A 21,309-nucleotide genomic window follows, 5' to 3' on the forward strand; every position below is an offset into this window, starting at 1 on the left:
CAGACCCTAATTCAATGACAGATAACATGACAGAAAAGCAGAAAATGCTAGCGGGCTTGATTTATGATGCCAACAACGACCCTGACTTAATTCAAGAGCGGTTGCGCTGCAAAGAGCGTTGCTATGATTACAACCAACTGCGTCCGTCTGAGGTGGAACAGCAGCAACAGTTGATCCGGCAACTGTTCGGCAAAACCCAAGCCCATTTTTCTCTGGTAGCCCCATTTTGGTGCGATTACGGTTATAACATTGAAATCGGGGAGAATTTCTACGCTAACCATAATTGTGTGATCTTGGACGGCGCCAAAGTAACCTTTGGCGACAATGTGTTTATTGCCCCAGATTGCGGCTTCTATACCGCCGGTCACCCTTTGGACACCGAACGACGTAATCAAGGCTTGGAATATGCCTATCCAATTACCGTCGGTGACAATGTCTGGTTTGGCGGCGGCGTCAAAGTGATGCCCGGCGTGACCATTGGCAGCAATAGCGTGATTGCCGCCGGCAGCATTGTGACCACTGATATTCCGGATAATGTCCTTGCCGCCGGTGTGCCGTGCCGCGTGATCCGCCCGATCACCGAACAAGACCATCACCGCACTTAGCCTACTTTAACCTTCCTTGAATGCCCGGAATCATGCAAAATTTCGGGCAAGTTCGCATTTTTCGCCACCACCATCCCGCAAAAATTGATCTTTCTCGCATAAAGTACAGATAACTACATCTCCTTAATAAAAATAGGGTATTGTAGTGCTATCCGCCGATAAAAGCGGTTGACAAGCGAATATTACTTTTTACCTCAATACGACTCGAGATGATAACGAGATTCCCCACAATTTCAGGGGAATGCAGTCCGTTGTTTGCACAAACAATAAAGGACATTGCCATGAAAGATGTTAAAGCTGATATGACCTTTCCACCGGATCTGACCGAAAAAAAGGGCTCCGGACCGGTGCAAACCAAAGTACCGGTGTACACCAACTCCCTACCGCCCTGCAATCATGCCTGCCCGACCGGCAGCAATATTCAACAGTGGCTCTCCTTGGCACAAGAAAAACAGTACCAAGCGGCATGGCAAGAGCTGATGCGCAACAATCCGATGCCGGCAATTCACGGGCGGGTTTGTTACCACCCGTGTGAAACTGCTTGCAATCGCACCCAAGTCGATGATGCAGTCAGCATTCATGCCGTTGAACGTTTTCTGGGAGACCTAGCAATCGAACAGCATTGGCAGGTTGAGCTGAACAATCCTGACAGCGGCAAAAAAGTGTTGGTGGTCGGCGCGGGCCCGAGCGGTCTGTCCGCAGCTTACCATTTGCGCCTGAAAGGACACCAAGTCGAAGTGCGCGACTCTGCCCCGCTGGCAGGTGGCATGATGCGTTTTGGCATTCCGGCTTACCGCTTGCCACGCCCGATTTTAGAAGCCGAGATTAACCGCATCGCAGAGATGGGGGTGAATATCGTCTTAAACTGCAAAGTTGATAACATCTTGCAGGCTAAACTGGAGGGCAATTTTGATGCGGTATTTTTAGCCGTCGGCGCCCACATCGGGCGGGGAGTCGATATTCCCAACGATGATCCGTCACGGGTGACTGATGCGGTCAGCTATTTGCGCGATATCGGCATGGGACAAGCACCCACACTGGGCAAACGGGTCGCCGTTTACGGCGGCGGCAACACTGCAATGGATGCGGCACGCACCGCCAAACGTTTGGGCTCGGATGTGATGGTGATCTATCGCCGTGATCGAGACAATATGCCGGCGCATGATTTTGAATGCGCCGAAGCCATCGAGGAAGGTGTGGAATTCCACTGGCTGCGCACCATTAACGAAATCGACGGCACACGTTTTAAATTGGAAAAAATGCGGCTGGACGACAAAGGGCGCCCGCAACCGAGCGGCGAATACGAGTATCTGGAAGCCGATTCTCTGATTCTGGCGCTGGGACAAAATATCGACAGCGAGCTGACCCAAGGCATTCCGGGCGTGGATTATAAAGCCGACGGCACGGTAATGGTGAATGACAACATGATGACCGGTTATGCTGGTCTATTTGCCGGTGGCGACATGGTGCCGTCCGATCGCACCGTCACCATTGCGGTCGGGCACGGCAAAAAAGCCGCTTATCATATCGATGCCTATTTGCATAACCGCACTTATCAAAAACCGAGCAAGCATCCGCTGATTCAATATAACCGGCTGCACCTTTGGTATAAAACTGATGCCGAACAGAGCGAACAGCCGACGATGGCAGCACATCTGCGCGCCAAATCCTTTGATGAAGTCTTGGGTGGCTTGAACGAACAAGAAGCCGTTTACGAAGCGCAACGCTGCTACTCTTGCGGAAACTGTTTTGAGTGTAACGGCTGCTTCGGCGCCTGTCCGCAAGAGGCGATTATCCGTCTGGGTAAAGGCAAAGGTTACCAAGTTGATTACGCCAAATGCACCGGTTGCGAAGCCTGTTATCTGCAATGTCCTTGTCATGCGTTAGAAATGGTGGCGGTTGCCAGTTAGGAGAAAATGATGAGTCAATTCAATGCTAAAATGATCACCTGCGATGGCAGCGAAGCCACCGCATCAATTGCCTATCGTGTCAGTGAAGTCTGTGCGATCTATCCGATTACCCCGTCCTCCACCATGGCGGAACTGGTCGATTTGTGGGTTGCGGAACAACAGAAAAATATCTGGGGCAATATTCCACTGGTTGCCGAAATGCAAAGTGAAGGCGGCGCTGCCGGGGCGGTACACGGTGCGCTGCAAAGCGGCGCACTAACCACCACCTTCACAGCTTCACAAGGGCTGATGTTGATGTTGCCGAATATGTATAAAATTGCCGGTGAATTGACCTCGGCAGTGTTCCATGTCGCAGCACGTTCGCTGGCAGCACAAGGTCTCTCGATTTTCGGCGACCATCAAGACGTGATGGCAGCACGCACCACTGGTTTTGCGATGTTGGCGGCTTCATCGGTACAGGAAAGCCATGATATGGCGCTGATTGCTCATGCTGCCACGCTTTCCGCCCGCATTCCGTTTATCCATTTTTTCGATGGTTTTCGCACCTCCCATGAAGTCAATAAGATTGCGCTGATTGATGACCAAGCAGTCAAAGCGATGATCCCCGACGAGTTGGTCCGGGCCCATCGCGCCAGAGGGTTAAGCCCGGACAATCCATTTATTCGCGGCACGGCACAAAATCCGGACGTCTATTTTCAGGCGCGCGAATCGGTCAATTTGTATTATCAAAACACGCCCAATATTGTGGCACAAAAAATGCAACAGTTGGCTGAGTTGACCGGACGGCAGTATAAAATCATCGAATATTACGGTGATCCCGAAGCGGAATCGGTGATTATCGCCATGGGTTCCGGCATTGAAACCGTGAAAGAGACCCTGCGTGATCTGAATGCCAAAGGCGAGAAACTGGGCGCAATCCAAGTGCGGTTATACCGCCCGCTAAGCGCCGAACATCTGTTGGCGGAACTGCCGCACAGTGTCAAACGGATTGCCGTGTTGGATCGCACCAAAGAACCGGGCTGCAACGGCGAGCCGCTGTATCAGGATATCCTGACCGCACTTATCGAAAACCAAGAGCGGTTGCCGATTTTTCCAAAACTAATCGCCGGACGCTACGGGCTGTCAAGTAAAGAGTTTACCCCGGCAATGGTGAAAGCGGTGTTTGACGAGCTGAAACAATCCCATCCGAAACAACATTTTACGGTCGGTATCAGCGACGATCTCACACACACCAGCCTGACGGTTGACCCAAGTTATGCTATCGAAAGTCAAGACACCGTGCGCGCGATGTTTTACGGCTTAGGTGCAGACGGCACGGTTGGCGCCAATAAAAATACGATTAAAATTATCGGTGATGATCCGGACTATTTCGCACAAGGCTATTTTGTGTACGACTCGAAAAAATCCGGCTCACAAACCATTTCCCACCTGCGATTCGGTTCAAACCCGATCAACAGCCCGTATCTGATTCAATCGGCGAATTTTATCGCCTGTCATCAGGAAACCTTTTTACAAATCACCGATATGTTGGGCAACGCCGCCCCCAATGCCACTTTTCTGCTCAACAGCCAGCATGCTGCCGATAGCATTTGGGACAAACTGCCAAGTGCGGTGCAGCGGCAGATTATCGATAAAAAGATTAAACTATATGTGATCGATGCTTACAAAGTGGCGAAAGACACCGCCATGGGCAACCGCATCAACACCATTATGCAGACTTGCTTTTTTGCCCTTTCCAACGTGATGGCAAAAGACAAGGCGATTGCCAAAATCAAAAAAGCGATTGAGAAAACCTACTTGCGCAAAGGTGAAGCGGTGGTGCAAAAGAATTTTGCCGCTGTCGATCATACTCTGACCCATCTTTATCCGGTGAATATTCCGGCACAGGTGACCGCACTTGAACAGGCTTATCAACCGGTTTCAAGCAAAGCACCGGAATTTGTGCGTCAAGTTACCGCACAAATGATGGCGGGCAAAGGCGATTTGATTCCGGTGTCGATGCTGCCGCCGGACGGCACGTATCCATCGGCAACCACCCAATGGGAAAAACGCAACATTGCACAAAATATCCCAATTTGGGATCAAGCACTTTGCATTCAATGCGGCAATTGCAGTTTTGTTTGTCCGCACAGCGCCATTCGTGCCAAGTTCTACCACAAAGAACTGCTGGAACAAGCGCCGCCCGGATTCCGTTCTGCGATGACCACCGCACGTGGCTTTCCAGACACCCGCTACACCATTCAGCTCTATCCGGAAGACTGCACCGGCTGCTCGCTGTGTGTCGATGCCTGCCCGATGACCGATTTGGATAATCCGAGCCATAAAGCGCTTAATATGCACGAAAAAACCCCGTATCTGGAGCAGGAAAAACAGAGCCTGACGTTCTTTGAAACCATTCCGTATAACGATCGGGCAAAAATCGATTTTTCCAATGTACGTGGCGTGCAGTTCCTACAACCGCTGTTTGAGTTCAGCGGTGCTTGCAGCGGTTGCGGCGAAACGCCGTATCTCAGCTTGCTATCACGTCTGTTCGGCGATCGGTTGATGATCGCCAATGCCACCGGCTGCTCCTCGATTTATGGTGGCAATTTGCCGACCACACCTTGGAGTAAAAATGCCGATGGTCGCGGCCCGGCATGGTCGAACTCGCTGTTTGAAGACAATGCCGAGTTCGGCTTTGGTTTCCGTCTAGCTGAAAGCAAACACCAGCAATTGGCGCAGGAATTATTGCGCCAACAAGCACCGCACTTGGCGCCGAAACTAGTCGAGCAACTGCTGCACAGCGAACAGAAAACCGAATCTCAGATTCAGGCGCAAATCAAACGGGTCGCCGAACTGAAAGTGCGGTTAAGCGACATCGGTAGCGACAGTGCGCTTAACTTAAAGTCGGTTGCCGATCACCTGATCCGTCGTTCCATCTGGATCGTCGGTGGCGACGGTTGGGCTTATGACATTGGTTACAGCGGCTTGGATCATGTACTGGCCAGCGGCGCCGATGTCAATATTTTGGTGATGGATACCGAAGTGTACTCCAATACCGGCGGGCAAATGTCGAAATCCACCCCGCTCGGTGCCGTTGCCAAATTCGCCGCTTCCGGCAAACAAGCAAGCAAAAAAGATATTGCGATGCAGGCGATCACCTACAACAATGTCTATGTGGCACGGATTGCCTTTGGCGCCGATCCACAACAAGCGTTGCTGGCGATGCGCGAAGCCGAAGCCTATCAAGGGCCGTCACTCATCATTGCCTACAGCCACTGCATCGCCCACGGCATTCAAATGGAAGAGGGCTTGCAACAGCAGCAAAGAGCGGTCAAATCCGGACACTGGCCATTGTTCCGCTACAACCCGGCATTAAAAGAGGTGGGGGAAATTCCGTTTTCACTCGACAGTTTACGTCCGAGCGTACCGCTGGAAGAGTACCGCAGCCACGAAACCCGCTTCCAAATGCTACAACGGCAACACCCGCAAGAAGCCGCCGACATTGCGGTTCGGGCGCAAAAAGTGGCCAATCGGAAATGGAGCCTTTATGAAGAAATGGCGACCCGTAAAGCCACCATTTTTGATCCTTATGTGGAATAACGGGCGGCATTGCTAGTCAGCGTCAGCAACAAAGGGCGGATCTTATCATTCGCCCTGATGGGTTATCTCTTCGGGAAAATGGCAAGCCACACAAACGTGTTCGATCCGCTCCGGTTGCGCCAGCAAGCGTAGCAGCTGTTGCAGTGCGCGTTCTCCGGCACGATACAGTCCGAACTCGATACTCAAGGTTTGCGGAAACAGAAATTTCAGCAGCTTGTTGTTGCCGACACCACAAACTTGAATATCGCTGCGTTGTTGCTGCTGCAAATATTTGTTGACAGCAATTGCGATACTGTCGGTGGCACAAACCACCGCCTCGGTCTGTTTAGTGATTACTAAAGGTGCTTGTTGATAAGCATTATGATAATCCAGTGAACCTAAAGCAAAGTGCGGTTCGAGTTGTTTTTCGGTGCAAAAATCGAGATAAGCCTGATAGCGCAATAGCCCCGTGGTGTGATCATCCAACGTCACGCCGAGATAGACGATCTGCCGATGCCCCTGTTGATACAGGCGCTGCATCAGCAGCCGAATCGAGGCGTAATTATCGTAGTACACCGAGGACAGTTCGGCATAATGCTGTGCCACCACCACCAATTTTTGCTTATAGGGTAACAGCGATTCTTGTTGCAATTGGCTAAAACCAAACACAATCACTCCGTCAACACGGCGCTGTGCGAAAAAACGCAAATGCTCTTCCACCAATTTTGGCTCAAAACGGCTTTCGACAATAAAATGTTCGCTGCCGTCCTGCTGCAACGCATTCAGAATACCGCGTAGCACCCGATTTTCCGATGGCGAATCTAACCGAGTGACGATGATCCCGACCACTCGATTCTCAATGCCACGCATCGCCCGAGCGCTGCGTGACGGTTGGAAATTGTATTCTTCGACCACTGCCAACACCTGCGCTTTGGTGGCTTCGCTGACATTCGGCTCATTATTCAGCACCCGTGAAACTGTTGATTTCCCGACGCCGCTTAAACGTGCAATATCTTTGATGGTTAATTTCATCGTGCTGAATCTTATGCTGATTTAAGGCTGCGGTAAGTTAAAAAATAGTAACTCAACACCGACAACAAGGTGCATAAAAACATCGACAGCAACATCGGTACCGCATTGGTAATCGGCACCAACGCAATTAAAAAACCGACTATCGCGCCGACGCCAAAACGGATCGTGCCAGCTAAGGAATTGGCGGTACCGGCAACCTGCGGAAAGCGATCCAAAATCGCTGCCATCGCATTAGAGCCGATAATCGACAACATGCCAACAAAGGCAGAAACACCCAGTGCCATCGCCCAAAATCCCAAGTCTAGCATCGCAACCAATAGCAGCCAAACACCCGCTAAAAATTGTATGCTTAACCCAAAACGCAGCATTTTTTCCGCACCGACTTGCAGCACCATTTTGCCATTAATTGAAGTAAACAGAATCAACACCGTCATGTTCATCACAAAGAAATAACCAAAATGCTCCGGCGCTACCCCGTAAATATCAATATACACAATCGAACCGGAGGTTAAAAACGAGAACATTCCGGCAAATGAGAAAGCCCCTGCCAATACATAGCCGACCACTGCTTTCACCCGAATCAACGAAGCGAAATTTCGCATCACGACTTTCAAGCTAAACGGCACACGTTTTTCGACTGGATGAGATTCCGGAATTTTCCAAAACACCAGCAAACAGCTTAAAATCCCAAAAAACGCCAACACATAAAAAATAGAATGCCAATGGAAGAATTTAGCCAGATAACCGCCAATAAACGGCGCCAACAGTGGTGCAATCATCGACACTAACATAATCATCGACATCATTTTGGAAAAATAGTTTTTCGAAAACAAATCTCGCAACAATGCCCCCAATACTACCGCTGGTGCCGCACCAAAAAAGCCTTGAATAAAGCGCAAAATCAGGAAATCTTGAATGTTGTCCACCTGCGTCAGGAAAAGTGCGGTCAGCGCAAAAATAAGTGTACCAATCATAATCACCGGCTTGCGTCCGAAACTGTCTGCTGCCGGTCCCCACAGTAATTGCCCGACTGCAAAACCCAGCGTAAACAGCGCCAGCGTATTTTGCACCCGCTCTGAATTCACACTTAAATCACGGGCAATATCCAAAAACGATGGCAGATACATATCGATTGCCAACGGCGGCAGCATGGCTAAAATCCCCAAAATTAACACGAAAATCGGGCTTTTTTTAATTTGTCTTATCTTTTCTGTCTGTAACATTCTCGTTCCTGATTTCAACATCAAATGGCTACTACTATATCATTTAAAGCCGACTACCTCTGCCGCTGTCAACGTGCGGTATTCGCCTTCGTCCAACGACTCATCCAACATTACTGCGCCAATCCGCCAACGGTGCAGTCCGACCACTTTATTCCCCAACGCCGCAAACATACGTTTCACCTGATGGTAGCGCCCTTCACTGATGGTTAAATTCAGATTGTAGTCGTCCACAATCTCAAGTTTGGCTGGTTTGGTCGGCGCTTGTTCCCCTCGTAATAAAATGCCCTGCTCAACCGCACTTTGATAGTTACTTTCGATCGGATCCGCCAGCGTCACCAAATAGGTTTTTTCACATTGAAATTTGGGGGAGGTGATACGGTGTGACCATTGCCCATCATCGGTCAATAACACCAGCCCGGTGGTATCGACATCCAAGCGCCCGACAGAGTGCAATTTATTTCTGAGCGGATAATCAAATAATTGGTATACCGTTGGGTATTCGCCGTCGTCATGGGAACAAATATACCCTGCCGGTTTATGTAACATCAAGTATTGTCCGGCTTCCAGCCACTGCAATAACTCGCCGTCAAACAGAATCTGATCCGCCGATGAAATGTGGGTTGCGCCGGATTTTATCACCGCACCGTTTACCGTAACCACCCCACTGCGTAGGGTTTTCCCCACTTGCGAACGGGTCAACCCACTCTGCTCTGCCAAAAATTTATCTAAACGCATCATCAACCTTTCATTTTTATTTTTACTATCACCTATTGCGCATATTGTACCCCTTTAACCTTAAAGATACAGTTGCTAAGCTAAATTATCGTCGATTAAATTCACTTAAATACTCGATGACTTGAAAAGCATTTCACCAAAAAATATGTGTTCCATATCACATACTCCTTGAACAATCCTCAACAATACTGAAATAAGGCGTATAATTTACTCCTTAACATTTTGATCAAACCAATTCAACCTATTTACAACCTGTATTGATAAGGATTAGACAATGGATAAACAACTGCGCCAAGCTGCTCTTGATTTTCATGAATTTCCGATTCCGGGAAAAATCGAAGTAACCCCAACCAAATCCCTCGCCACCCAACGTGATCTGGCGCTTGCCTACTCACCGGGAGTCGCCATTCCATGTCTGGAAATTCAACAAGATCCGCTGGCGGCTTATAAATACACTGCTCGTGGTAATTTGGTCGGGGTGATCTCCAACGGCACTGCGGTGCTCGGTTTAGGCAATATCGGTGCTTTGGCAGGCAAACCAGTGATGGAAGGCAAAGGCGTCTTGTTTAAAAAATTTGCCGGCGTTGATGTGTTCGACATCGAAATTGACGAGCGCGATCCGGACAAACTGGTCGAGATTATCGCCTCGCTCGAACCCACTTTCGGCGGCATCAACTTAGAAGATATCAAAGCACCGGAATGTTTCTATATTGAGAAAAAACTGCGTGAACGAATGAAAATTCCGGTATTCCACGATGACCAACACGGCACCGCCATCATCTGTGCCGCCGCGGTAATCAACGGCTTACGTGTGGTCAATAAAGACATCAAAAATGTTAAACTGGTCGTTTCCGGTGCAGGTGCATCGGCTATTGCCTGTTTGAATTTATTGCGTGCGTTGGGCATGGAAAAACAAAACATCACCGTTTGTGATTCCAAAGGGGTGATTTACAAACAGCGTGAAGATGCCGATCGCATGGATGAAACCAAAAAGTTTTATGCCATTGAAGATAACGGCACTCGTCATCTGGCAGATGCCATTCCAAATGCCGATATTTTCTTGGGTTGTTCCGCCGCTGGTGCTTTAACCCAAGAAATGGTCAAAAGCATGGGACCAAGCCCAATTATTTTGGCGCTTGCTAATCCGGATCCGGAAATTCTGCCACCGGATGCCAAAGCAGTACGTCCAGATGCGATTGTCTGCACCGGCCGCTCGGATTTCCCGAATCAGGTCAATAACGTATTGTGTTTCCCATTTATCTTCCGCGGCGCTTTAGATGTGGGTGCTACCACCATTAACGAAGAGATGAAACTGGCTGCCGTGCATGCGATTGCCGAACTGGCGCATGCGGAACAAAGTGATGTGGTCTCCTCTGCTTACGGTGATCAAGAACTGGCATTCGGTCCGGAATACTTGATTCCAAAACCATTTGATCCACGTTTAATCATCAAAATAGCCCCAGCGGTCGCCAAAGCGGCTATGGACTCTGGGGTGGCGTTGCGTCCAATTACTGATTTCAGCGTTTATATCGAAAAACTGACTCAGTTTGTGTATAAAACCAATCTGTTCATGAAACCGATTTTCGCTCAGGCTCGTCTTGATAAAAAACGGATTATCATTTCCGACGGCGAAGAGCCGCGCGTATTACACGCTGTGCAAGAAATTGCAACATTGGAAATCGCATTGCCAATTCTAATTGGTCGTCCGGACGTAATCAAACAGCGGATCAAACAGCTTGGTTTACAAATTGAAGAAGGCAAAGAGTTCGAGATTATCAATATTGAAAAGGACGAACGCTACGAAACTTGCTGGAAAGGCTATTACGACATCATGAAACGTCGTGGCATCACCCCAGCCTTAGCAAAACAAGAGATTCGGATCAACCCGACCACAATCGCCGCAATGTTGGTGAACCTGGGGCAAGCCGACGGTATGATTTGCGGATTGGTCGGCTCTTATGCCGATCACCTCAAATCTATCCGTAACGTAATTGGCTTAAAAGACGGTGTGAAAACCGCCGCTACGGTCAATGGCTTGGTGATGCCAAGTGGCAACGTGTTTGTCACTGATGCTTTCGTCAACCAAGATCCGGATGCAGAATCTTTGGCGGAAATCACGCTAATGGCAGCAGAAGAAGTGCGTCGCTTTGGAATTGAACCGCAAGTGGCATTGATTTCTCACTCCAACTATGGCGCCAGCGATCACCCAAGTGCGGTCAAAATGCGTAAAGTGTTACAATTGGTGCAACAACGTGATCCAACTCTGATTATCGATGGCGAAATGCATGCTGATATCGCCTTGTCCGAAAAATTGCGTAAAAACATTATGCCGGACAGCCCATTGAAAGGCGGCGCTAACTTATTGGTGATGCCGAATATGGAAGCAGCACGGATAGGCTACAACCTGCTGCGCTCGGCAACCACGGCAATCACCGTTGGACCAATGTTGATGGGCTTGCGCCAATCGGCTCATATTCTGACGCCGGTGGCTTCGGTGCGCCGCATCATCAACATGGTGGCTGTAGCGGCAGTTAATGCTTCTAAAGATAACCAAGAGTAAGGCAACGAGCATAAAAGTGCGGTTAGCTACAAGCTGACTTAAGCGACAAAAGGCAGAAAATAAACATTCTGCCTTTCTATTTTTTATGCGAAATCTAATCTGACATAACAGACCCTAAACATTTAATGATCTCGATCAATTTCTTTGCTACACTGAGCATCGAAAACTCAATTCGCTTCATCCTAACGAAGTATTACTGAAGTATTATTTTTAGCGCTTTATTCAACCAAATGAGGAAATGAAAATGGCTTATACTCTACCTGAATTACCTTATGCCTACGATGCATTAGAACCGCACTTTGACAAGCAAACCATGGAAATTCACCATTCCAAACACCACCAAGCCTATGTGAATAACGCCAATGCGGTGTTAGAAACCTTGCCGGAATGGCAAGACAAATGTCCCGGTGAACTGATTGCTAATTTAGACAAAATCCCAGCGGACAAACGCACCGCACTTCGCAACAATGCCGGTGGACACGCTAACCATTCACTGTTCTGGAAAGGGCTGAAATTAGGCACCACTTTACAAGGCGCATTGAAAGAGGCTATCGTGCGCGATTTCGGCTCTGTTGAAGCGTTCCAAGCAGAATTTGAAAAAGCGGCAACAACCCGCTTCGGTTCAGGTTGGGCATGGTTAGTGCTAAATGACGGCAAATTATCCGTTGTCTCCACCGCCAACCAAGACTCGCCATTGATGGGCAAAGAGGTTGCAGGTGTCGCAGGCTTCCCGATTTTAGGCTTGGATGTTTGGGAACACGCCTATTATCTGAAGTATCAAAACCGTCGCCCAGACTACATCAAAGCCTTCTGGAGCGTCGTCAACTGGGACGAAGCAGCCGCTCGCTTTGATAAAAAAGCCTCTGATTGTTGCTGTCACAGTAAATAACCTATTAATAAAACGTAAAAAGCACTCAACACGAGTGCTTTTTTATTATGAGCAGAAGCGCCTTATTCATGGCGCTTCAAACTAGCCGCAATTACAGTACATCACGGCAATTTAAGTCATCGAAAGACTGTTCCAAACGTTTGGACAAGGCTTCTTCTGATTTACGCAACCAAACACGCGGATCGTAGTATTTTTTGTTCGGAGAATCTGCGCCTTCTGGATTGCCCAGCTGACCTTGTAAATAAGCTTCATTCGCTTTATAGAAGTTCAGAATACCTTCCCAAGCTGCCCATTGGGTATCAGTGTCGATGTTCATTTTGATCGCACCGTAGCTGATCGCTTCGCGGATTTCTGCAGTTGAAGAACCAGAACCACCATGGAACACGAAGTCCATTGATTTCGGCGGTAAATTACGTTCTTTAGAGACGAATTCTTGCGATGCGCCTAAAATAGATGGTTTTAACTTCACGTTACCTGGTTTGTACACACCGTGCACGTTACCAAATGCTGCTGCGATGGTGAAGCGTGGGCTAACTGGATTCAGTTGGTCATAAACATACAGCACATCTTCTGGCTGTGTATACAATTTAGATTCATCAACACCGGAATTATCCACACCGTCTTCTTCGCCGCCAGTGATACCGATTTCAATCTCAAGCGTCATGCCCATTTTTGACATACGTGCTAAGTATTCACGGCAAATCGCCATATTTTCTTCCATCGGCTCTTCGGAAAGATCGATCATGTGTGAAGAAAACAGCGGTTTACCGGTTTCTGCAAAGTGTTTTTCACCGGCATCTAATAAACCGTCGATCCATGGTAACAATTTTTTAGCGGCATGGTCGGTATGCAAAATCACCGGCACCCCGTAATGTTCTGCCAGTTGATGAACATGTTTTGCACCAGCGACCGCACCCAGCACGTCCGGACGAGAACCATCGGTTGGTTTGATACCTTTACCCGCATAAAATTGAGCCCCACCGTTAGAAAACTGCACAATGACCGGTGCTTTAACACGTGCTGCAGTTTCCAACACGGCATTCACTGAATCGGTACCGACGCAGTTTACCGCCGGCAAAGCAAAGCCGTGCTGTTTAGCATAAGCAAAAACTTTTTGTACATCATCGCCGGTAACAACGCCCGGTTTTACAATATCTAATAATTTTGACATGGTAGATTTCCTATGTTTAAACGAGAGCTGTTACAACTCTCAAAGTTGATAAATCGGATTAACTCAAGTGCGGTTTATGCTTTAGCACGTTCTTCCAAAATCGCCACTGCCGGCAATACTTTGCCTTCAACGAACTCTAAGAATGCGCCACCACCGGTTGAAATATAAGAGATTTTGTCGGCAATACCAAACAAATCGATTGCCGCTAAAGTGTCACCGCCGCCCGCAATCGAGAAAGCGTCACTGTCTGCAATTGCTTTTGCTACAATTTCAGTACCTTTACGGAAATTAGGGAATTCAAACACCCCGACTGGGCCATTCCACAGAATAGTTTTGGCACCACGGATGATTTCTGCCAGCACTTCTGCCGATTGATCACCCAGATCCAAAATTTGTTCGTTGTCTTGCACATCTGTTACTGCTTTTTCGATTGCCGGTGCAGTTTCAGAAAATTCAGTAGCAACACGCACATCACTCGGCAATGGAATTTCTGCAATTTGCATTAAACGCTGTGCTTCCGGAATCAAATCGGCTTCATACAGCGATTGCCCGACATTCAAGCCTTGCGCAGCAACAAAGGTATTGGAAATACCGCCACCTACAATCAGTTGGTCAGCGATTTTTGACAAAGAGTCTAAAACCGTTAATTTAGTTGATACTTTAGAACCCCCAACAATGGCAATCATTGGGCGGGCCGGGCTTTTCAGTGCTTTGCCTAAAGCATCCAACTCATTCGCTAATAATGGACCGGCACAGGCTACTGTGGCAAATTTCGCCACGCCGTGGGTTGAACCTTGTGCGCGGTGCGCGGTACCGAAGGCATCCATTACAAATACATCGCAAAGCGCAGCATATTTTTTGGTCAATTCGTCTTCGTTTTTCTTTTCGCCTTTATTAAAACGTACATTTTCCAACACCACCAATTCATTTGGAGCAAGGTCTACCCCATCCAAATAATCTTTAACTAAGCGCACCGGCACATCTAATGCGTTGTTCAAATAATCAACCACCGGCTGTAACGAATATTCTGGATTATATTCGCCTTCCGTAGGACGACCGAAGTGGGAAGTAACCATCACTTTCGCACCTTGCTTCAGCGCCAGCTCAATCGTCGGGATCGATGCTTTGATACGTGCGTCGGAAGTCACTTTCCCGTCTTTCACAGGTACGTTTAAATCGGAACGAATAAGAACACGTTTACCCGCCAAATCCAAGTCGGTCATTTTAATTACTGACATAATAAGTCCTCTTATTTAATTGTGATTGATAATTTTACAGCGATTTCTGTGTACCGTAGCGGATTGATTATAGCAATTTAATCTAGCGCCACAATGTAAAATTTTAATGTTTGAAATTATTCCGTTTGAATGCTTTTGATTATACCGCCAAAACCATTTTCTAGCAGAAGCTATCTACTTTTTTGTCAATAACAGCGGTTATTTTTAACACTTTGAACACATTTCTTTTGCAATTCCGGCACTTTAAACCAGAATTTTTTAATTTTGCTAGAATCGGATTTTCGGGCAATTGATCACCTGCCATGCTAAATCATAGCAAATTTGCAGCTCATCACGTCCGGCCCCCAAATATTTACCGCTTAACTGTGGGTTATTACGCCGCAACCAAGCAAATAAATCTGAACGTTTCAGATCATAATCCGGCAATTTCAAGCTCTGAAACAGTTCTTGCTGCTTGTCAAAATAGTCCTTGGGCTGACTAAACGCACAAGCGCCGTGTTTTTCCCATTCGCCCTGCAACAGCTGCAAACTCGGAGAGTGTGCCAGATATTTCTCCAATAGTGCCACTTCTAACGGCGGCAAATCACCTTGGCAAAAACGTGGATGATCACTCACCCGACGAGCAGTCGCACTCTGTGGCCACAAGCCGTGAATAACCCAGCCAAACTTCTGGGTTTCACCACATTGATAAGCTGCTGCTTTAGGAATCGCCCCGGCATTGCTGGCACGCAGATTCTGGCAATAACCCGGTGACCATGAAAGCACTAAAGTGTAGTAGCCGGTTTTTGCATTTTTATTCTGTCCGATGGAATCCCTTGCCATCGAAACATCATAATCGCTCTCCAACACAGCATCAATCGAGGCTTTTTGACGGTAGGAAAAATACAGCGCACTTAAAATCAAAGCAAAAAACAGAACAATAAACAGCGCCAGCTGCGAAATTTTAGATGAATTTAGTTGCATAACAGTTTTTTCAATAAAAATTTAAAGATTAACGTTGTTGGTTTTTTCGGCGACTTTGATTATAATCATCCGCTTTTTAAGCCAATACCGATATTAAAAATTTGAGACAATATTTATGGCGCTGCTGATCACCGAAAAATGCACCAACTGCGATATGTGCGAACCTGAATGCCCAAATCAGGCGATCAGCATGGGCGAAGAAATCTATGTGATTGACCCCGCCCTCTGCACCGAATGTGTCGGGCACTACGATATCCCGACCTGCCAAAAAGTCTGCCCGATTAATCATTGCATTATTACGGATCCAGACCATATCGAATCGGAAGACACACTCTGGGAGCGCTTTGCTCTGCTGCACCATTCAGATAAGCTTTAAGTTATCCCGTTAGCGGAAATACCAACGCGACAACAAAACGCCACAGTTAACTGCGACATTCAGACCGCTATTCAACGGATTTTCAAACGACAATACCACCGATTGCTCGATCAATGGATTGACTTGCGCCGGTATTGTTTCACTGAGAACAAACGCCACTTTATCGCTTAACACCACTTTATCCAACGGTTGCGCCTGTTTGTTTGCCGTAACTGCAACCAATTGATAACCAGCGTTTTTCAACGCTTGCAATGCCATTTCAGTGCTGCTGCTTTCCAATGCATAAATATGCTCCATCGCCCCCTCCGCTACTCTGGCGGCAGCGGCAGAATACAACTTGTCCGCACTTTCACAAACAATGCCCTTTACGCCATAGTACGCAGCGGTGCGGATCACACCGCCAACATTATAAGCATTATCAATGCCGTCGAGCAACAGCACACAATCTTGCAATTTGGCGGTTTTTAGATACGCTTCCAAATTCATCGGTGTTGCTTTTTTGACCAGCATACAAATTCCGCCATGATGTTCGCTACCGCTCACCAACGCCAATTCGGCATTGTCCACCACATGATACGCTTTTTTCGCTGTGGCTAAATAGCTGGTCAGCTTGCCGATGCGGTGGCTGGTTTCAATATTGGTCCACAAACGCACAATACTTTCCGGGCGCTGTCGGAACAGCGCCAAACAGGCGGCTTCACCATAGATTTTCATCTCTTCATTGCGGTTCTTGCGGATTTTTTCCGGTGCACGCGGTGACAACGGACCGGTTTTTTTCTCTCCAGCGACGTCACCTTTAATCATCACCTTAACGCTGCCTTCGCTATTTTTACCGGCTTTAGTCGCCTTCATTTCCCGTTCGCCCCAGACAAAGGCAGGTGTTGCGCTATCCTGACGCTCTCGATTGTCTCTGCTGCGGTTATCACGATCGCGGTTACGGTTATCACTGCTGCGGTTATCACGGCTACGATCATCACGCCCTCCTTCTCGGTTTTGACGTGGCGCTCTCCGTTCGCTACGCTCACCTTCTTTATCGTTGAATCGACAGCGATCCTCCGAAGTGCGGTTCTCAAAACGAGGTTTATCTGAAGTGCGTTTATCAAAAGTGCGGTTTTCTGAAAAACGTTTTTCCTGTCTGTCACCGCGTGGTTCGGCGCGTCCGCCGTCATTGCGAGAATTGCGCTGTGAGCTGCGCTCGCCACGCGGCTCTTTCGCCGAAAAACGGCTACCGGATTTAGGTTGTTGAAATGCAGGTTTGCGGTTGGATTTATCGTTCATGCAGGTGCCTATAGGTTGATGGCTGAAAAGAGTTTATATGCGCCAACATACAAACGTGATATGGTGCCGATTATAGCAAATTTTTATTCCAATTTAAGCAAACTTCTCGGCAAAACCCTGTTCAAACTGAATTAAGGCAGGTAAACTAAATCACTTTAATGTCCTTTTTAAATTTTAATACTTTTATTATTTACTATGCTGAATACTAAATATCGTCAGTCTCTGCATCAGCTACACGCTCTGCCGTTTCTGCCGCAAGCGGCAGGCGATGTAGAGTTTATTTACTCTACCGCAGACTACAAACAGCACTTTATTCAGCTGATTCGGCAGGCAAAAACACGCATTTACATTACCGCACTTTACTGGCAAAACGATGAAGCCGGCCAAGAAATGCTGGCTGAATTATATCAAGCGAAACAACGTAATCCGCACTTGGACATCCAAGTTTTTGTTGATTTCCACCGGGCACAGCGTGGTTTAATCGGTGCTGAAATCCAACAAACCAACGCCGAATGGTACGCCGAACAACGCCAAAAATATGCGTTGGATCCACAAAACGACATCGCTTTCCACGGCGTGCCGATCAACACCCGCGAATTGTTCGGGGTGTTGCATATTAAAGGCTCAGTATTTGACGACACCATTCTCTACAGTGGCGCCAGTATTAATAATGTTTATTTGCATCAACAAGATAAATATCGTTATGACCGCTACCAAAAAATCCGTAACCGTGCGTTAGCCGACAGTTTTGTCGCATTTTTAAACGACTGCCTGAACGATCAAAGTGCGGTTCAACGTTTAGATCAGCCGGTTCGTAAAGACAAAAGCATCCGCCCTGCAATTCGCCACTATCGGAAAAAACTCAGCCAACACAGCCAATATCACGTCAGTGAGACAGTCGAGTTTGATCCAAACCAACTACTGATTTCACCGATTTTCGGGCTATCCAACGGCAATCAATTGAATACCGTGATCGAGGCGTTATTCAGTGTGGTGCAGCAAAAACTGACCATCTGCACCCCCTATTTCAACTTTCCACGCAGCCTACGGTTGCAACTGGCACAGTTATTGAAAGAGGGTAAAGCAGTGGAAATTATTGTCGGCGACAAAACGGCCAACGACTTTTATGTTGCACCGGACAAACCGTTTAATATGTCGGCAGCATTGCCTTATTTGTATGAAATGAATTTGCGAAATTTCTGCAAAAAGCAGCAAAAAATGCTAAATAATGGTCAACTTACCGTGCGTTTATGGCAACACGGCGATAACTCCTACCATCTGAAAGGGGTATGGGTCGATGATCACTATATTTTGTTGACCGGCAACAACCTCAACCCACGTGCTTGGCGGTTGGACGCAGAAAATGCGCTGTTGATTCAAGATCCGCAGCAGCAATTGCAACCGCAGGTGCAACGTGAGCTGCAAACCATTCGCCAACATACTCAGCAGCTTCACCACTACCGTGCACTGGAAAAACTGCACAGCTATCCGCCGGAAGTCAAAAAACTACTGAACCGCTTCCGCCGTTTACAAGCCGATAAAATCGTGCGCTTAGTTCTGTAAAATCAGGGTGCGGTGAAACCACACGCAGATTATTACAAAGATATTTGATGAGGCAAAGTAGGGGAGGATTATATATCCGCCCGTTTGCGAAGTGCGGTATAAGCACTTAATAAATAAAGAAAAGATGCAAAGTGCGGTTCGGGGCGATATACAATCGCCCCCTACTTTGATCATATCAATCCTATATTTTAATCCCGCAGTGCCACCGATTCGCGCCATACTAAGTGCGGTTCAAGGGTTAACGTGCGGTTTTCTGAATCTGGTTGTTTAATCCGTTGCAACAGCATTTCCACCGCTTGTTTCGCCAGATTATTTTTTGACTGGTGAATCGTGGTCAGCGGTGGCGACAGATATTGCGCCAGTTCGATATTGTCATAGCCGATAATCGAGATATCTTTGCCAACTTGCAATCCAGCGCGCCAAACCGCCTGATAAGCGCCGATGGCAATCGTATCCGAACAGGCAAATACCGCACTTGGGTGTGGATCAAGCCGTAGGATCTGCTGCATGCTTTCAATGCCGCTGGCAATATCAAAATGGCTTTCGAACACCCGATCTTGTCTGAATGGAATGCCTGCCTGTGAAAGTGCGGTCTGATAACCGTTCAAACGGTTTAATGCCAGGGATTTTTTGAAACTGCCAGTGATAATCGCAATATCGCGGTGTCCGGCATCAATTAAGGTTTTTGTCGCCAGATAGCCACCATATTCTGAATTTTCATGTACTTTATCCGCATTAAGTGCGGCCGGCCACCAGTCAAGCATCACCATCGGCAGCTGCAACCGCTGGCTGATATCATCATTTAATTGCCAATGGGATTCGGAACACATCAAAATCAAGCCGTCTACCTGTTTGCGGATCAAGGTTTCCAGATTGCGTTGCAGCCGTTCGCCATCACCATCGGTATAAGACAAAATCAAGTTATATTGATGTCGGTGGCAATAGCGCTCCACACTGCGCAGCACTTCGGCAAAAAACGGATTAGCGCTGGCAGTCACCAGCATTCCGATGGTTTTGGTTTCTTTGATTTTTAAGCTGCGCGCCAGTGCCGACGGAGTGTAATTCAACTCACGCACCACTGCCAGCACCTTATCGCGAATTTCATCGCTGACAAAACGGGAATTATTGATGACGTGCGACACCGTCGAGGTAGAAACCTGTGCCAAACGGGCGATATCCTTCATCGTCGCCATCTTCTTCCCCTTATGTTTCCGCTTGAGCCAAGAGAAAATTGTCCGTCTGTTGCCGGGTCGGAATCGACGGTTGTGCGCCGCTGCGTGTCACCGAAATCGCTGCGGCGCCATGGGCAAAACGGATTGCCTGCACTAAACTTTTTTGTTCTAAAAGTGCGGTCAGTAAAGCCCCGTTAAAGGTGTCGCCTGCGGCAGTGGTATCTACCGCCTGCACGCGAAAACCGGCAATAATGCCGCGAAAACCACTCTTTTCGCTGACAAATACGCCTTTTGCGCCTAACGTAATCAGCACCGTCGCAATGCCTTTTTGATGAAATACGTTGGCAGCCTGTGTGGCACTGGCTTCATCATTGACTTTAATCCCGGTCAAAATCTCGGTTTCGGTTTCGTTCGGGGTGATCATATCCAGCTGCGACAACAATTCATCAGGCAGCACCTGCGCTGGTGCCGGATTTAAAATCACTTGCGTACCGTTAGCTTTGGCTATTTTAGCCGCGGCGATGATACCTGATAACGGTGTTTCCAACTGCATCAGCAGCGCATCAGCTTGTGCGATGTTGTCAGCAAATTTGTCCACTAACGTCCGATCTAAATACGCATTAGCACCGGCTGCCAATACAATGCTATTTTCGCCGTTGGCGGCGACTTGAATCATCGCAATACCACTCATTTCATTCGGAATCGTGACAATACTGTCGATATTGATGCCGTCCTGTGCAAACGCATCTTTCATCGCTGCGCCTAAAGTGTCGTCACCGATACAGGCGATAAAATCAGTCTGTGTTCCCAAACGTGCTGCCGCCACTGCCTGATTGGCACCTTTACCACCGTAAGCGATATGATAACTGTTGCCTGCCAAGGTTTCGCCCGGTTTGACAAAGTGCGGTACGGCAAGAACATGGTCGGCATTGATGCTGCCCAGCACCACCAGTTTTTTTGCTTGTGTCATAAACTACCTGCTTTACATCAGTTTATTTTTACATCAAATCGGGCGGATATTTCCGCTCTAGAT

16 protein-coding genes are annotated in these 21,309 nt (G+C 47.8%); 7 read left to right on the top strand and 9 right to left on the bottom strand.

Going from position 1 to position 21,309, the window contains the following annotated elements; all coding sequences use genetic code 11:
• The first annotated feature begins 14 nt into the window (after positions 1 to 14).
• The 3 genes from FHQ23_RS08230 to nifJ all read left to right on the top strand — a co-directional run bounded on the left by FHQ23_RS08230 (position 15) and on the right by nifJ (position 6,097).
• On the top strand, positions 15 to 605 hold the full coding sequence (locus FHQ23_RS08230; protein WP_267963664.1) for a sugar O-acetyltransferase: 591 nt from the start codon (positions 15 to 17) through the stop codon (positions 603 to 605).
• Positions 606 to 814: 209 nt separating this feature from the next.
• Positions 815 to 2,515 carry an NAD(P)-binding protein gene (locus tag FHQ23_RS08235; protein WP_139613895.1) on the top strand — a complete coding sequence of 567 codons (1,701 nt, stop codon included), beginning with the start codon at positions 815 to 817 and terminating at the stop codon, positions 2,513 to 2,515.
• A 6-nt stretch (positions 2,516 to 2,521) separates the two neighbouring features.
• Positions 2,522 to 6,097, top strand: a complete 3,576-nt coding sequence (nifJ, locus tag FHQ23_RS08240; RefSeq protein ID WP_267963665.1) for a pyruvate:ferredoxin (flavodoxin) oxidoreductase — start codon at positions 2,522 to 2,524, stop codon at positions 6,095 to 6,097.
• A gap of 45 nt (positions 6,098 to 6,142) precedes the next feature.
• Here nifJ and treR read toward each other — a convergent pair whose 3' ends face one another.
• The 3 genes from treR to rsuA are packed head-to-tail and all read right to left on the bottom strand — an operon-like array spanning position 6,143 to position 9,066.
• The gene (treR, locus tag FHQ23_RS08245; protein WP_139613897.1) at positions 6,143 to 7,108 is read right to left on the bottom strand and encodes a trehalose operon repressor TreR; all 966 of its coding nucleotides are present in this window, start codon (positions 7,106 to 7,108) and stop codon (positions 6,143 to 6,145) included.
• 11 nt (positions 7,109 to 7,119) lie between these two features.
• Positions 7,120 to 8,331, bottom strand: coding sequence for a Bcr/CflA family multidrug efflux MFS transporter (locus FHQ23_RS08250; protein WP_139613898.1), 1,212 nt, complete (start codon positions 8,329 to 8,331; stop codon positions 7,120 to 7,122).
• A 39-nt stretch (positions 8,332 to 8,370) separates the two neighbouring features.
• Complete coding sequence (rsuA, locus tag FHQ23_RS08255) at positions 8,371 to 9,066, bottom strand: 16S rRNA pseudouridine(516) synthase RsuA (protein WP_139613908.1); 696 nt, start codon at positions 9,064 to 9,066, stop codon at positions 8,371 to 8,373.
• Between the two features lie 274 nt (positions 9,067 to 9,340).
• On the opposite strand from rsuA, the gene FHQ23_RS08260 reads away from it, so the two are divergent.
• Positions 9,341 to 11,626 (top strand): NADP-dependent malic enzyme, encoded by a 2,286-nt coding sequence (locus FHQ23_RS08260; RefSeq protein WP_139613899.1) that lies wholly within the window; start codon positions 9,341 to 9,343, stop codon positions 11,624 to 11,626.
• 244 nt (positions 11,627 to 11,870) lie between these two features.
• Complete coding sequence (sodA, locus tag FHQ23_RS08265; protein ID WP_139613900.1) at positions 11,871 to 12,515, top strand: superoxide dismutase [Mn]; 645 nt, start codon at positions 11,871 to 11,873, stop codon at positions 12,513 to 12,515.
• Positions 12,516 to 12,606: 91 nt separating this feature from the next.
• On the opposite strand, the gene fbaA is transcribed toward sodA, so the two are convergent.
• The 3 genes from fbaA to FHQ23_RS08280 all read right to left on the bottom strand — a co-directional run bounded on the left by fbaA (position 12,607) and on the right by FHQ23_RS08280 (position 15,887).
• Entirely contained in the window at positions 12,607 to 13,686 is a 1,080-nt protein-coding gene (fbaA, locus tag FHQ23_RS08270) for a class II fructose-bisphosphate aldolase (RefSeq protein WP_139613901.1), read from the bottom strand.
• Positions 13,687 to 13,760: 74 nt separating this feature from the next.
• Positions 13,761 to 14,924 carry a phosphoglycerate kinase gene (gene pgk / locus FHQ23_RS08275; RefSeq protein WP_139613902.1) on the bottom strand — a complete coding sequence of 388 codons (1,164 nt, stop codon included), beginning with the start codon at positions 14,922 to 14,924 and terminating at the stop codon, positions 13,761 to 13,763.
• A gap of 267 nt (positions 14,925 to 15,191) precedes the next feature.
• Entirely contained in the window at positions 15,192 to 15,887 is a 696-nt protein-coding gene (locus FHQ23_RS08280; protein ID WP_139611135.1) for a ribonuclease T2 family protein, read from the bottom strand.
• 115 nt (positions 15,888 to 16,002) lie between these two features.
• On the opposite strand from FHQ23_RS08280, the gene FHQ23_RS08285 reads away from it, so the two are divergent.
• Entirely contained in the window at positions 16,003 to 16,263 is a 261-nt protein-coding gene (locus FHQ23_RS08285; protein ID WP_139611136.1) for a YfhL family 4Fe-4S dicluster ferredoxin, read from the top strand.
• A 9-nt stretch (positions 16,264 to 16,272) separates the two neighbouring features.
• Here the strand turns inward: FHQ23_RS08285 and FHQ23_RS08290 are convergent, their stop codons facing one another.
• On the bottom strand, positions 16,273 to 17,541 hold the full coding sequence (locus FHQ23_RS08290) for a TrmH family RNA methyltransferase (protein WP_139613903.1): 1,269 nt from the start codon (positions 17,539 to 17,541) through the stop codon (positions 16,273 to 16,275).
• Positions 17,542 to 17,736: 195 nt separating this feature from the next.
• Here FHQ23_RS08290 and pssA point away from each other — a divergent pair, with 195 nt between their 5' ends.
• Complete coding sequence (pssA, locus tag FHQ23_RS08295; protein WP_139613904.1) at positions 17,737 to 19,104, top strand: CDP-diacylglycerol--serine O-phosphatidyltransferase; 1,368 nt, start codon at positions 17,737 to 17,739, stop codon at positions 19,102 to 19,104.
• 188 nt (positions 19,105 to 19,292) lie between these two features.
• Here the strand turns inward: pssA and FHQ23_RS08300 are convergent, their stop codons facing one another.
• Positions 19,293 to 20,297: a substrate-binding domain-containing protein gene (locus tag FHQ23_RS08300; protein WP_139613905.1), complete on the bottom strand. Its 1,005-nt coding sequence runs from the start codon at positions 20,295 to 20,297 to the stop codon at positions 19,293 to 19,295.
• 10 nt (positions 20,298 to 20,307) lie between these two features.
• Positions 20,308 to 21,246 (bottom strand): ribokinase, encoded by a 939-nt coding sequence (gene rbsK / locus FHQ23_RS08305; protein ID WP_139613906.1) that lies wholly within the window; start codon positions 21,244 to 21,246, stop codon positions 20,308 to 20,310.
• Positions 21,247 to 21,309 lie beyond the last annotated feature (63 nt).

The organism is Testudinibacter crocodili (assembly GCF_006228025.1).
In the GTDB taxonomy this organism is placed as follows: domain Bacteria; phylum Pseudomonadota; class Gammaproteobacteria; order Enterobacterales; family Pasteurellaceae; genus Chelonobacter.

What these genes read in the sequence shown, in the direction of transcription:
- FHQ23_RS08230 (WP_267963664.1), top strand. Translation starts at nt 15, where the DNA reads ATGACAGATAACATGACAGAAAAGCAGAAAATGCTAGCGGGCTTGATT.
- FHQ23_RS08235 (WP_139613895.1), top strand. Translation starts at nt 815, where the DNA reads ATGATAACGAGATTCCCCACAATTTCAGGGGAATGCAGTCCGTTGTTT.
- nifJ (WP_267963665.1), top strand. Translation starts at nt 2,522, where the DNA reads ATGATGAGTCAATTCAATGCTAAAATGATCACCTGCGATGGCAGCGAA.
- treR (WP_139613897.1), bottom strand. Translation starts at nt 7,108, where the DNA reads ATGAAATTAACCATCAAAGATATTGCACGTTTAAGCGGCGTCGGGAAA.
- FHQ23_RS08250 (WP_139613898.1), bottom strand. Translation starts at nt 8,331, where the DNA reads ATGTTACAGACAGAAAAGATAAGACAAATTAAAAAAAGCCCGATTTTC.
- rsuA (WP_139613908.1), bottom strand. Translation starts at nt 9,066, where the DNA reads ATGCGTTTAGATAAATTTTTGGCAGAGCAGAGTGGGTTGACCCGTTCG.
- FHQ23_RS08260 (WP_139613899.1), top strand. Translation starts at nt 9,341, where the DNA reads ATGGATAAACAACTGCGCCAAGCTGCTCTTGATTTTCATGAATTTCCG.
- sodA (WP_139613900.1), top strand. Translation starts at nt 11,871, where the DNA reads ATGGCTTATACTCTACCTGAATTACCTTATGCCTACGATGCATTAGAA.
- fbaA (WP_139613901.1), bottom strand. Translation starts at nt 13,686, where the DNA reads ATGTCAAAATTATTAGATATTGTAAAACCGGGCGTTGTTACCGGCGAT.
- pgk (WP_139613902.1), bottom strand. Translation starts at nt 14,924, where the DNA reads ATGTCAGTAATTAAAATGACCGACTTGGATTTGGCGGGTAAACGTGTT.
- FHQ23_RS08280 (WP_139611135.1), bottom strand. Translation starts at nt 15,887, where the DNA reads ATGCAACTAAATTCATCTAAAATTTCGCAGCTGGCGCTGTTTATTGTT.
- FHQ23_RS08285 (WP_139611136.1), top strand. Translation starts at nt 16,003, where the DNA reads ATGGCGCTGCTGATCACCGAAAAATGCACCAACTGCGATATGTGCGAA.
- FHQ23_RS08290 (WP_139613903.1), bottom strand. Translation starts at nt 17,541, where the DNA reads ATGAACGATAAATCCAACCGCAAACCTGCATTTCAACAACCTAAATCC.
- pssA (WP_139613904.1), top strand. Translation starts at nt 17,737, where the DNA reads ATGCTGAATACTAAATATCGTCAGTCTCTGCATCAGCTACACGCTCTG.
- FHQ23_RS08300 (WP_139613905.1), bottom strand. Translation starts at nt 20,297, where the DNA reads ATGGCGACGATGAAGGATATCGCCCGTTTGGCACAGGTTTCTACCTCG.
- rbsK (WP_139613906.1), bottom strand. Translation starts at nt 21,246, where the DNA reads ATGACACAAGCAAAAAAACTGGTGGTGCTGGGCAGCATCAATGCCGAC.